10 protein-coding genes and 2 pseudogenes are annotated in these 11,724 nt (G+C 69.9%); 4 read left to right on the forward strand and 8 right to left on the reverse strand.

Annotated features, from left to right (window positions below; translation table 11 throughout):
• Positions 1 to 78, forward strand: a pseudogene (locus tag A5714_RS27275) (hypothetical protein); the annotation flags it as partial.
• Positions 55 to 828 (forward strand): annotated as a pseudogene (locus A5714_RS21020) (hypothetical protein); the annotation flags it as partial. The pseudogenes A5714_RS27275 and A5714_RS21020, both read left to right, overlap by 24 nt.
• A gap of 7 nt (positions 829 to 835) precedes the next feature.
• Here A5714_RS21020 and A5714_RS21025 read toward each other — a convergent pair.
• From A5714_RS21025 to glyA, 5 genes are all read right to left on the reverse strand, one after another.
• Positions 836 to 2,293 (reverse strand): adenylate/guanylate cyclase domain-containing protein, encoded by a 1,458-nt coding sequence (locus A5714_RS21025; protein WP_082959887.1) that lies wholly within the window; start codon positions 2,291 to 2,293, stop codon positions 836 to 838.
• 31 nt (positions 2,294 to 2,324) lie between these two features.
• Positions 2,325 to 3,200 carry a polysaccharide deacetylase family protein gene (locus A5714_RS21030; RefSeq protein WP_068067463.1) on the reverse strand — a complete coding sequence of 292 codons (876 nt, stop codon included), beginning with the start codon at positions 3,198 to 3,200 and terminating at the stop codon, positions 2,325 to 2,327.
• Between the two features lie 136 nt (positions 3,201 to 3,336).
• Positions 3,337 to 4,638 carry a PhoH family protein gene (locus tag A5714_RS21035; protein WP_068067460.1) on the reverse strand — a complete coding sequence of 434 codons (1,302 nt, stop codon included), beginning with the start codon at positions 4,636 to 4,638 and terminating at the stop codon, positions 3,337 to 3,339.
• 221 nt (positions 4,639 to 4,859) lie between these two features.
• Entirely contained in the window at positions 4,860 to 5,687 is an 828-nt protein-coding gene (locus A5714_RS21040; RefSeq protein ID WP_068288501.1) for an acyl-ACP desaturase, read from the reverse strand.
• A gap of 97 nt (positions 5,688 to 5,784) precedes the next feature.
• Positions 5,785 to 7,065, reverse strand: coding sequence for a serine hydroxymethyltransferase (glyA, locus tag A5714_RS21045; RefSeq protein ID WP_068067457.1), 1,281 nt, complete (start codon positions 7,063 to 7,065; stop codon positions 5,785 to 5,787).
• A gap of 116 nt (positions 7,066 to 7,181) precedes the next feature.
• Between glyA and coaA the strand changes: the two genes are divergently transcribed.
• A complete protein-coding gene (gene coaA / locus A5714_RS21050; RefSeq protein ID WP_068067455.1) occupies positions 7,182 to 8,120 on the forward strand; it encodes a type I pantothenate kinase in 939 nt (312 codons plus the stop codon).
• Between the two features lie 11 nt (positions 8,121 to 8,131).
• On the opposite strand, the gene A5714_RS21055 is transcribed toward coaA, so the two are convergent.
• The 3 genes from A5714_RS21055 to A5714_RS21065 form a co-directional block, all read right to left on the reverse strand.
• Positions 8,132 to 8,563 carry a hypothetical protein gene (locus A5714_RS21055; protein WP_068288493.1) on the reverse strand — a complete coding sequence of 144 codons (432 nt, stop codon included), beginning with the start codon at positions 8,561 to 8,563 and terminating at the stop codon, positions 8,132 to 8,134.
• A gap of 225 nt (positions 8,564 to 8,788) precedes the next feature.
• Positions 8,789 to 10,159 (reverse strand): hypothetical protein, encoded by a 1,371-nt coding sequence (locus A5714_RS21060; protein ID WP_068288496.1) that lies wholly within the window; start codon positions 10,157 to 10,159, stop codon positions 8,789 to 8,791.
• 6 nt (positions 10,160 to 10,165) lie between these two features.
• Positions 10,166 to 10,954, reverse strand: coding sequence for a (2Z,6E)-farnesyl diphosphate synthase (locus tag A5714_RS21065; protein ID WP_068067442.1), 789 nt, complete (start codon positions 10,952 to 10,954; stop codon positions 10,166 to 10,168).
• Between the two features lie 181 nt (positions 10,955 to 11,135).
• Here A5714_RS21065 and A5714_RS21070 point away from each other — a divergent pair.
• A partial coding sequence (locus tag A5714_RS21070) for a hemolysin III family protein (RefSeq protein ID WP_068288505.1) occupies positions 11,136 to 11,724 on the forward strand: 589 nt, incomplete at its 3' end.

Consider the following 11,724-nt stretch of genomic DNA (forward strand, 5'->3'; position numbering starts at 1 on the left):
CTGCCCGACACGCCGTCACCCAAGCCGATGCCCAACTTCCCCATCACCGACATCCCGGGGCAGCAGTCCGGCGGGCCGACCGGCCCCTACCCGGTGGGGCCGCCACCCGGCGGCGGATCGGGCTCGAAGCTGCCGTGGCTGATCGTCGGTGGGCTGGTGCTGTTGGCCGTCATCGCGCTGGTGGCCACGCTGCTGGTGATGCGCGGCGGCAACGACAAGCCGTCGAGCGCGGCCCCGTCGTCGACCAGCACCAGCGTCTCGCAGCCGAGGAACTCCGCGCAGAACGCCACGGACTGCACGCCCAACGTGTCGGGCGGTGAGCTGCCCAAGGGCGACGCCGTGACCATCGCGGCCGGCAAGCTGTCGTTCCCGGTGAAGGCGGCGCCCGGGTGGACGGTGTTCTCCGACGACCAGAACCCCAACCTGATCGGTGGGCTGGGCGTCGCGCAGGAGGTGCCCGGAGCCAATCAGTGGATGATGACCGCCGAGGTCGCCGTCACGAATTTCGTTACCAGCATGGACATTTCGGCACAGGCCAGCAAGCTGATGCAGTGCACGTCCAGCGGCCCGGGCTACGCGAACGCCTCGCCGACGCTGGGGCCGGTCAAGACGTCGTCCATCACGGTCGACGGCACCAAGGCGACTCGCGCCGACGCGGACATCACCATCGCCGACCCCAGCCGCAACGTGAAGGGCGACTCGGTGACCATCATCGCCGTCGACACCAAACCCGTCACCGTCTTCATGTGTTCGACGCCCATCGGCGACGCCGCGTCGGCGGCCGTGGTCGGCGGCATCATCGCCGCGCTCAAGGTCAGCAAGTCCTAGAGCCGCGCTAGGTGGTGGGCGCGCTGACGTGGGTGGTCTCGGAGCGCCCGCGCAGCACCGTGGAATAGCACTCGTCCCAGTGCGCGCGCTCGGCGTCGGAGGCGCGCTCGATGGCCGCCGCCGAGCACAGGATTCGCCGGTCGGCGGTCTTGGCCAGGTCGGCGAGCCGCGCGGCCTCGTTGACGGCGTCGCCGATGACGGTGTACTCGTAGCGATTCTCGGCGCCGATGTTGCCGGCGAATACCCGGCCGGCCGACACGCCGATACCGAAATCGACCGGCAGCGTTCGTAATTGAACGCCCAAGGCGCGGGCCGTCGCCAGGGCGGCGGCCGCAGGGTCGCTGGTGGGCAACGGCACCCCGAACACGGCCAGGGCGGCGTCGCCGGCGAACTTGTTGATCAGCCCGTGGTGCTCGTCGACGGCGTCGACGACGGTCCGGAAGAAGTCGTTGAGCACCTCGGCGACCTGTTGCGGCGGGCGGCTCTGGGCGAGCTGCGTCGAACCCACCAGGTCGATGAACAGGACCGCCGCCTCGACCACGTCTCCGGACAGCGACGCGCCCTCGTCGAGGGCCCGCTGCGCCACCCCGGCGCCGACGTGGCGCCCGAAAAGGTCGCGCAGCCGGTCCCGCTCGGCCAGCCCGGCCACCATCCGGTTGAAACCGCTTTGCAGACGGCCGATCTGGGAGCGTTCGTAGACGCCGACGGAGGTGTCGATGCGGCCGTGTTCGACCTCCGCCATCGCGTCGACGACCTCGCCGATCGGATCCGAGATGGACCGTGACGTCAGGATCATCATCGGCAGCCCCAACACCACCGCCGCCGACGACACCACCAGGATCGGCGCGTCGAGCGAGGCGGACTTCTCGATCAGCCAGCCATAGGAGCGCAACACCACCAGGGTCGCGACGACGCCGACGGGAAACGCGCTGCACAGAAACCACATCAGGACCAGGCGCGCGTAGACGCCCGGGACCGCCAACCGCGGCTCGCAATTCAGTGTCGCCGCCCGCATGATGGGCCGCAGCGTGCGCTGCGATAGCAGCATGCCCGTGCCGGCCGCGGCAAGGCCGCCGAACAGGACGCCGAGGCCGATGGGCAGCAACAACCGCGGCCCCCCGGACAGGTTGACCAGGATGAAGATGCCACCGCTGGCCGCCCAGGCCGTCACCAGGATCACCGACTGGTAGCCCGGCAGCCGCATCGCGACCTGGCGCTGCCGCTGCGTGGGCTCGGCGCCGGTGACGTACCAGCGGACCGTGGGCAGGATGCTCCACGCGCCGGCCGCCACGACGCCGACGACGGCGAACCCGATGAGCAGCAGCACCGCCGCGGTGTTCTGCTGCGCGAAGTCGGCGTTGGCGCGCCCGGCGGTGTGGCCGCGCAGCGGAATCAGGATGGCGGCCGCCTGGACGACGGCCACCACATACGACAGGGCGAGGTCCACGCCGTACTGAATGGACAAGCGGCGAACGCACTTTCGCTCCTCGCCTGCGCTAGGCACCGTTGTTGGGCCCGCCGGAGTTCTGCCCCGGGATGTCGGTGATGGGGAAGTTGGGCATCGGCTTGGGTGACGGCGTGTCGGGCAGCGTGGGGATCTCGGCGGCCGGAATGTCACGCAGCCCGTTGACCGGTGGCCCGTTCTCGCGGCCACCGTAGCTGCTGCCCGGCGCCCGCGGCCCGAGCAGTTCGCTGACCGTCACCATGCGGTAGCCGTTGGCCTTGAGGACCGGCATGAACTGATAGACCAGGTCCACGGTGCTCGAATAGGTGCTGTGCAGCAGCACCACCGACCCCGGCTTGATGTAGGTCATCAGCATGTACCGGGTGGCCGCCGTGTTCGAGTCGTTGGCCCAGTCGAAAGGAATGACGTCCCATAGTATTTCGGCCAAGCCGAACTGCGCGGCGGTCTGGCGCACCACGCCGTCGGACAGGCCGCCCGCGGGCCGGTAGAGGACCGGCGTGTGACCGGTCGCGGCGGTGATCGCGTCGTTGGCCTTCGAGAACTGCGCGGCGATGTCCTCGGTCGGGATGGTGGTCATGTTGGGGTGTTCCCAGGTGTGGCTGCCGATCTCCATTCCCGCGTCGGCGATCCGCTTGGCGCCGCCGGGGTTGGCCGCCACCTTGTTGCCGATCAGGAAGAAGGTGGCCTTGGCGTCGTTGTCCCTGAGCACCTGCAGGAGCCGGTCGTCGAACGGGCCCGGCCCGTCGTCGAACGTCAGCGCCACGCACTTGGCCACCGCGCAGCTCAGGTTGTCCGCGCGTGTCACATGGCCGGTGAGCCCGCCGATGACCAGCACCCCGACGGCCGCGACCACTCCGATCACGGTCCGCCAGTAGCGCCAGGCCTGGCTGTCGGGACGTTTCGGCACGCAAAGAGCCTACCGAAACGCCCGGTCACAAAGTGATGGCCAGCGCGGCGACGCCGGGCGCAGCCGGTCACGACCATCGGTCACCAAAGTGATGGCCAGCGCGGCGACGCCGGGCGCAGCCGGTCACGACCATCGGTCACTGCGGCCCGGCGATCTCCTCGAGCATCTCGGTGACCAGGGCGGCGATCGGCGAACGCTCGCTGCGCAGCAAGGTGATGTGGGCGAACAGCGGGTGGCCCTTGAGCTTCTCGATCACCGCGGCGACGCCGTCGTGGCGGCCCACCCGCAGGTTGTCGCGCTGGGCGATGTCATGGGTGAGCACCACGCGCGAGCCGGTGCCCAGCCGCGACAGCACCGTCAGCAAGACGTTGCGTTCCAGCGACTGCGCTTCGTCGACGATCACGAACGAGTCGTGCAGCGACCGGCCCCGAATGTGGGTGAGCGGCAGCACCTCGAGCATGCCGCGCGAGAGCACCTCCTCCAGCACGGCCGGGCTGGCCAGCCCCTCCAGCGTGTCGAAGACGGCCTGCGCCCACGGCCCCATCTTCTCGCTCTCGCTGCCGGGCAGGTAGCCCAGCTCCTGGCCGCCGACGGCATACAGCGGGCGGAACACCACCACCTTGCGCTGGGTGCGCCGTTCCAGGACGGCCTCGAGGCCCGCGCACAGCGCCAGCGCCGACTTGCCGGTGCCGGCCTTGCCGCCCAGCGACACGATGCCCACCGATTCATCGAGCAGCAGGTCCAGCGCGACGCGCTGCTCGGCGGAGCGGCCGCGCAGCCCGAACACCTCGCGGTCGCCGCGCACAAGCTGGACCCGCTTGTCCGCGTTCACCCGGCCCAGCGCGTGCGAGCTGCCGCCCAGCAGCCGAATCCCGGTGTGGCAGGGCAAATCCCGCGCGTCGGCGAGATCGATCTCACCCTCGGTGAACAGCGCGTCGATGTCCTCGGCGGCGGTTTCGATCTCGCGCATCCCCGACCACCCGGAGGCCACCACGTCCTGCGCGTGGTATTCGTCGGCGGCCAGGCCCACCGCAGCGGCCTTGACACGCAGCGGAATGTCCTTGCTCACCAACGTGACTCGCTTGCCCTCGGCGGCGAGGTTGGCGGCGCAGCTCAGGATCCGGGAGTCGTTGCTGTCGTTGCGGAAGCCACTGGGCAGCACCGAGGGATCGGTGTGGTTGAGCTCGACGTGCAGCGTACCGCCTTGCGCGCCAACGGGAATCGGCTGATCCAGGCGTCCGTGCTCGAGGCGCAGGTCGTCGAAGAGCCGCAACGCTTGACGGGCGAACCAGCCCAGCTCGTGGTGATGGCGTTTGGCCTCCAGTTCGCTGATCACCACCAGCGGAACCACCACCTCGTGCTCGGCGAACCGGCTGCACGCCCAGGGGTCGGACAGCAGCACGGACGTGTCGATCACGTAGGTCCGGATTTCGGTCACGTAGCGCTCCTCGAGCGGGGAAAGCCCGCGCGGACCCGCACGAGCATGTGGGCGGGAGCCGCAGCACCAGGACCGGGGCCGGTCCTACCGTAGTCGTGACGGAAGGTGCCGCCCTGGCAGCTGGAAGTGTCGCTGACCATCGATAGTGACGCTACTCTCGTGGCCGCATGCGCGCTGCGCAGGCGCGCCGACGGAAATGCCCGCCCCGCGGGCGGACCGGCTCAGCCGGTGACGAATTGCCGCAGCGACGGCTCGTCGGCGACACCCCACGCGGTGATGCGGTCGGAGATCGCCTGGCGCAGGTGCTCGGGGCCGAAGATGCCGGCGTCGGCGACGTTGCGCACCTTGTCCCGGTAGTCGTCGATGTCGGCGCCCGGGACCTGCAGTTCGGCGGCGCGCGGGGCGATCGCCGCGATCGTCTCGTCGCGCGTGTACTCCAGGCAGTGCGCGACGAGGTTCGCGAAGAACGTCTCGTGCCGTGCCTCGTCGCGGGCGATCCGGTCGATCAGGCCGGCCAGGATCGGCTCCTCGAGCTGAGCGGCCAGGTTCTGGCAGAACACCGCGTGGGTGCGCTCGGTGAGCGCCATGTACACCAGCGTCTCCACCTGGCTGTAGGTGTCGGCGCGGTAGCCCTTGATCACGTAGCGGACCCGGGCCTCCTCGTTGGCGGTCGGGTCGACCTCGCGGGTCACCACGAGGTACTCGCGCAGCGCGATGGCGTGCAGGTGCTCCTCGGCGGTCCACCGGCCCAGCCAGCGACCCCAGTAGTCCTCGAGGATGAAGTGCTCGACGAGCTCGCGGTGGTGCCCGGCCAGGTTGTCCTTGAGCAGCAGCAGGATCTCGCACGCGTCGGTGAACTGCCGCGGCAGGGTCTCCGACGACGGGTCCCAGTCGCGCCCGCCCAGGAAGGCGAAGTTCTCGCCCCGGTCGAACGGCACGTAATCGTGCGCGAACCAGATCTCCTCGGTGTTGAGGTGACGGTCGATGTTGGCTTCGACGACCGGCTCAAGTTCCAGGGTCAGCGCGTTCGCGACGGGTCTTTGTGCCATGAAATAACTGTAACCCGCGGACACAGACGAGTGAAATCGCCCGGGCCGTGTCGGGCCAACTCGTGACTTAAGTCCTCCGGCCTACGCCGCGCGGTGGCTACCGGCCGACCAGCGCCCAGTCTTCCAGGCCGTCGTAGAGCGGGAACTCCCTGGCCAAGCGGGTCACCCGGTCCCGCAGCGCGGGGACGTCGGCGGAGGTGCCTGCCGCCAGCGCCGTCGCGATGATGTCGGCGACCTCGGCGAACTCGGTGTCCCCGAAGCCGCGGGTAGCCAGGGCCGGGGTGCCGACGCGCAGCCCGGACGTGACCATCGGCGGGCGCGGGTCGTTGGGCACCGCGTTGCGGTTGACGGTGATGCCGATCTCGTGCAGCAGGTCCTCACCGGCCTTGCCGTCCAGCGGCGAGTCCCGCAAGTCCACCAGGACCAGGTGCACGTCGGTGCCGCCGCTGACCACCGACACGCCCGCCTTGGCGACGTCGGACGCCAGCAGCCGGTCGGCCAGGATGCGGGCACCCGAGAGGGTGCGGCGCTGCCGGTCGGCGAACTCCGGCGTGCCCGCAATCTTCAGGGCGACGGCCTTGGCCGCGATGACGTGCATCAACGGGCCGCCCTGTTGGCCGGGGAACACGGCCGAGTTGATCGGCTTGGCGTATTCCTGCTTGCCCAGGATCAGGCCGGAGCGCGGACCGCCGAGCGTCTTGTGGACGGTCGTGGAGACGACGTCGGCGTGCGGCACCGGGGACGGGTGCAGGCCGACGGCGACCAGGCCCGCGAAGTGCGCCATGTCCACCCAAAGCTTCGCGTCGACCTCGTCGGCGATCGACCGGAAGGCCGCGAAGTCGAGGACCCGCGGGTAGGCCGACCAGCCGGCGATGATGACCTTGGGGCGGAACTCCCGCGCCTTGGCCCGCACCACGTCCATGTCCACCAGGTGGGTGGTGGGGTCCACGCCATAGAAGCCGTTCTCGTAGAGCTTGCCCGAGAAGTTCAGCTTCATGCCGTGCGTCAGGTGGCCGCCGTTGGCCAGGTCCAGGCCCAGCAGCCGCTCACCGGGCGTCATCAGCGCGTGCAGCACCGCGGCGTTCGCCTGGGCGCCGGAGTGCGGCTGCACGTTGGCGAAGTCGGCGCCGAACAGCGCCTTGGCCCGGTCCCGGGCGATGTTCTCCACGACGTCGACGTACTCGCAGCCGCCGTAGTAGCGCCGGCCCGGTAGGCCCTCGGCGTACTTGTTGGTCAGCACGCTGCCCTGGGCCTGCAGCACCGAGCGCGGCACGAAGTTCTCCGACGCGATCATCTCGAGGGTGTCGCGTTGGCGCCCCAGTTCCTGGCCCAGCAGGCCGGCGATGTCGGGATCGATCTCGGCGAGCGGGGTGGACATCACCGATGTCGAGGGGCGGGCGTCAGGTGCGGCAGTCACGGCCACCAGTCTATCGAGCGCGACCAATCGCCAGCCCAGCCGTCGGGCATACGGGCGCTCCTGCCACACTGGGCACTATGCCGCGGCTTAGCGAGCCGAGCCCGTATGTGGAGTTCGACCGAAAGCAATGGCGTGCGCTTCGTATGTCGACGCCGCTGGCCCTCACCGAGGAGGAGCTGCTCGGGCTGCGCGGGCTCGGCGAGCAGATCGACCTGCTGGAGGTCGAAGAGGTCTACCTGCCCCTGGCCCGGCTGATCCACCTACAGGTCGCGGCCCGGCAGCGATTGTTCGCCGCCACAGCGGAATTCCTCGGCGAACCCCAGCAGAACCCGGACCGGCCGGTGCCGTTCATCATCGGCGTCGCCGGCAGCGTGGCGGTCGGCAAGTCGACGACCGCCCGCGTGCTGCAGGCGCTGCTGGCGCGGTGGGATCCGCACCGCCGGGTGGACCTGGTGACCACCGACGGCTTCCTGTACCCGAACGCCGAACTGGACCGGCGAAACCTGATGCATCGCAAAGGTTTTCCGGAAAGTTACAACCGTCGGGCGCTGATGCGCTTCGTCACCTCGGTGAAGTCGGGGTCAGACTACGCGTGCGCGCCGGTCTACTCGCACCTCAAGTACGACGTGATCCAGGGCGCCAAACACGTGGTGCGGCACCCCGACATCCTGATCCTGGAGGGCCTCAACGTCCTGCAGACCGGCCCCACGCTGATGGTGTCGGACCTGTTCGACTTCTCCCTGTACGTCGACGCGCGCATCGAGGACATCGAGCAGTGGTACGTCTCGCGGTTCCTGGCGATGCGCAGCACCGCCTTCGCGGATCCGCAGTCACACTTCCACCACTACGCGGCCCTCAACGACACCAAGGCCGTCGCCGCGGCGCGCGAGATCTGGCGGTCGATCAACCGCCCCAACCTGGTCGAGAACATCCTGCCGACCCGTCCCCGCGCCACCCTGGTGCTGCGCAAGGACGCCGATCACTCCATCAACCGGCTGCGCCTGCGCAAGCTGTAGGCGCCGACGAGTTACGGCTCGAGCCGGCGCAGGCCCAGGTACTGCAGCCCGGCGAACGCCGCCGAGTAGACGCCGCCGGCCAGTGTCGCGGTGACGCCGCCCGCGCTCAGCGGCGCCGTCTCGGCCACCACCAGCGCCACCAGGGTCAGCACGACGTTGGTCACCACGATGGCGGTCCCGAGCCGGCGCAGATCGGGGAAGGCCGCGAGGCTGAACACCAGGAAACCGGCGAGCACGAAGGTGGCGCCGATCGCGTACTCCTGGAACGACGTCAGGCCGGTGAGCGACGCGAGCGGGTCGGCGAGGAACGCGACGGCCAGGCCGCATGCCCCCGTCAACGTGCCGTCGGCGCGCATGGCAAACCGCAACAGCGAGTCGGTCGAGTCGTAGAGGGGCCGGGTGTGCAGGGCGGAGACGCCGGATACACCAGATACAGAGGTCATGTGCTTACTCCTCGCGATGCGGGTTGGTCGACGCGTTCGAGCGTGCCGTCGTTGCACTGCCACATCGACCCGTGGCGCTGCCAACTACTGCCACAGACACTTATTGCCACGGATAGATAGACCCGCGGGTTCACGGAGCTATTCCCTGACCCTCAGGATTGCAAAGCCGCGCAACGGATGTTTGACGCCCGGGTTAATTTCCGAGATGCGTTTGCGCCGTTTCCGTCACTCGCTGGAAACAACCACCCCGCGGCGCAACTCGGCGGCGATCAGCCGGGCCGCGGCGCTCTGCCAGTTGTGCAGTGACCGCCGCGGCACCTCGGTGGCGAACCACCGCCAGGCTTGCCGCGCAACGGGATCCAGCCCGGCGGCGGTCGCGTTCTGCGCGTAGGCCCGCACGCCGGCGACGTACGGGAAATACAGCGAGTTGTAGTGCCGCCACTGCTCGGTGGTGCCGAAATCGCCGGCGTCGCGGGGCTTGAGCCGACCGATCGCGTCCGCCAGGACGGCCTTGAGTTCGTTGGCCCGCTCCAGCGGGTGATCCGGGGCGCCGCGGGCGGCTAGCCGCTCGTCGATGACGGGCAGCGCGGTCAACGGGCTGGCCACGAGCTTGGTCAGGTCGCCGTAGTGGCCGAGCGCCCGCCGGGTGAGTCTGGCGAAGGTGTCATCGTCGACGTCGAGGACGGGATCCACCTTGCGCAGCGGCAGCGCCGCCCCGGTGTGGCGTAGCGCGGCCCGGTCGGCGCGCAGGGCGGGCGATCGCGAGAACGCCAGCCGGTCCAGGACCCCGGCCAGCGGGTCGGCCAACACCTGCACCGCGATCGCGACGGCCAGGCTGCTGAACAGCAGCACGGTCAGCACCGTGCGCGCGCCGGGCTCGCCGCGGGTGACGGCCAGGCCGATCAGCGCCTGACCGCCGAACAGCACCGCCACCGTCATCGAACCGGTGAAGGATCGCCGCATGTCGTTGCGCACCGCCTGACCCTCGTCGAAGGCGTCCCACGCCGCCACCGCCACGCCCAGCAGCAACACGTCGAAACCGGTGGACGCCAACGCCACCCAGCTGGGCACCAGCCCCAGCGGGATGACGAGGATGGCGTTGCCGAGGGCGAAGAACAGCGTCGCGACCGCGACCACGCCACCGGCGCGGACCGGCTGGGCGGGCCGCATCAGCGCGGCCGCCATCGCGCCGAGCGTGGACACCGAGACGACGGCGAACATCAGCAGGTGGCCCGCCCGCAACGGCCCGTCGACGCCGCCGGCCAACGCCGCGCCCAGCACGGCCAGCGCGCCGACCCCGGCGATCAGCAGCGCCTCGCCCGTGCGGGCCCGCCAGTGGTCGCCGGACCGGGACAGCTCCAGCAGCACCGCGAACCACGCCACGCCGGGCACGGCGACCAGATAGATCTCCACCTGGCTCAGCAGCGCGCCGTGCGCCGGGGTGCTCAGACGCACCGCGTCCAGCGCCACCACCACCGCGAAGCCGCACAGCCCGAGCGCCGCGAGCGCGAGCACCGGCTTGCGGGGGTCGCGGGCCAGCAGGTACAGCCCGAGCCAGCCACTCAGCGAGAACACCACCGCCGACAGCGCAGCCATCCGGGCCTACTTGCCGTATCTGCGGTGCCGCTGGCTGTAGTCGCGCAGCGCGCGCAGGAAGTCGACCCGGCGGAAGGCGGGCCAGTGCGCCTCGGTGAACCACATCTCCGAATACGCGCTCTGCCACAGCAGGAAGCCGGACAGGCGTTGTTCGCCCGAGGTGCGGATCACCAGGTCCGGGTCGGGCTGGCCGGAGGTGTAGAGGTTTTGCGAGATGCCGTCGACGGTGACCGCGTCGATCAGCTCGTCGCCGCTGGCGCCGTTGGCCAGCTCCTTGCTCAACAGGGCGCGCACCGCGTCGACGATCTCGCGGCGCCCGCCGTAGCCGACCGCGACGTTGACGTGGAACGGCGCGACCGCCGGGGTGGAGTCCACCGCCCCGCGCACCCGTCGCGCCGGCTCCTCGCCGAGCAGCTCGAGATCGCCGACGGTGCGCACGCTCCACCGGTTGGCCGGGGCGCAGATCTCCTCGACGACGTCGGTGATGATCTCGATGAGGCCGGCCAGCTCGTCGGGGTCGCGCTGCAGGTTCTCGGTGGACAGCAGGTAGACGGTCGTCATCTCGATGCCGGCGTCGGCGCACCAGCGCAGCATCTCGGCGATCTTCACGGCGCCCATCCGGTAGCCGTAGCTCACGTCGTCGTAGCCGGCGTCGCGCGCCCAGCGCCGATTGCCGTCGCACAGGACGGCGATGTGGCGTGGCAGTTCGGATTTCGAGGCGGCCAGGCCCTGCCGCAGCCGCAACTCGTACACCCGATACAGCGGTTCTTTGAGCCGCGGTGGGATGATCTCCACGAAGACTCACCCTACTGCCAGCGGCGATGGTTTCGAGACGGCAATTTCTCGACGGGTCGCGCCGCGGGCGCCGGCTCGGTCGGAGCGGCGTCCCGCGACGGGTGACTACTGTTTATCTTCAGCACCCCCGGGCAACTTTCCTACATTCCACGACGGGCGACACGACGAGGCGATGGGAAACATGAGCAGCCAGACCGACACCGCGGCCGATCGGGAGCCGGATTCGGAACCGATCGCGCCGGGCAACACCGTCGAGCAGCTCGTCGAGGGTGCGGCCACCGTCTTGACCAAGCCGCGGATGCGCGGCTGGATCCACTTCTATTCGGCGTGGCTGGCCATCGTCACCGGTGCCACCCTGGTGTCGGTGTCGTGGGCGGCCGCCTCGCCCCGCGCCGGCCACTCGACGCTGGTGTACGCCGCGTCGACCGTCGCGATGTTCGCGGTCAGCGCCACCTATCACCGCGTCAAGTGGAAGTCGCCGCTGAGCCGGACCCGCATGAAGCGGCTCGACCATTCGATGATCTTCGTGTTCATCGCCGGCAGCTACACGCCGTTCGCGCGGCTGGTGATGCCGCAGAACACCGGGATGGTCGTGCTGTGCATCGTCTGGGGCGGCGCTGCCGCCGGCATCCTGCTGAAGGTGTGCTGGCCGTCGTCGCCGCGCTGGCTGGGCGTGCCGCTGTACCTGCTGCTCGGCTGGGTGGCCGTCTGGTACGCGCCGACGATCCTGCACGAGGCGGGAGTGGCCGCGATGGTGCTGCTGGCGGTCG

The organism is Mycobacterium sp. E2462 (assembly GCF_001672685.1).
GTDB lineage: Bacteria > Actinomycetota > Actinomycetes > Mycobacteriales > Mycobacteriaceae > Mycobacterium.

Excerpts from the sequence above, each read along its gene's own strand:
- A5714_RS21040 (WP_068288501.1), bottom strand. The coding sequence starts at position 5,687 with ATGGCACAAAGACCCGTCGCGAACGCGCTGACCCTGGAACTTGAGCCG.
- glyA (WP_068067457.1), bottom strand. The coding sequence starts at position 7,065 with ATGTCCACCCCGCTCGCCGAGATCGATCCCGACATCGCCGGCCTGCTG.
- coaA (WP_068067455.1), top strand. The coding sequence starts at position 7,182 with ATGCCGCGGCTTAGCGAGCCGAGCCCGTATGTGGAGTTCGACCGAAAG.
- A5714_RS21055 (WP_068288493.1), bottom strand. The coding sequence starts at position 8,563 with ATGACCTCTGTATCTGGTGTATCCGGCGTCTCCGCCCTGCACACCCGG.
- A5714_RS21060 (WP_068288496.1), bottom strand. The coding sequence starts at position 10,159 with ATGGCTGCGCTGTCGGCGGTGGTGTTCTCGCTGAGTGGCTGGCTCGGG.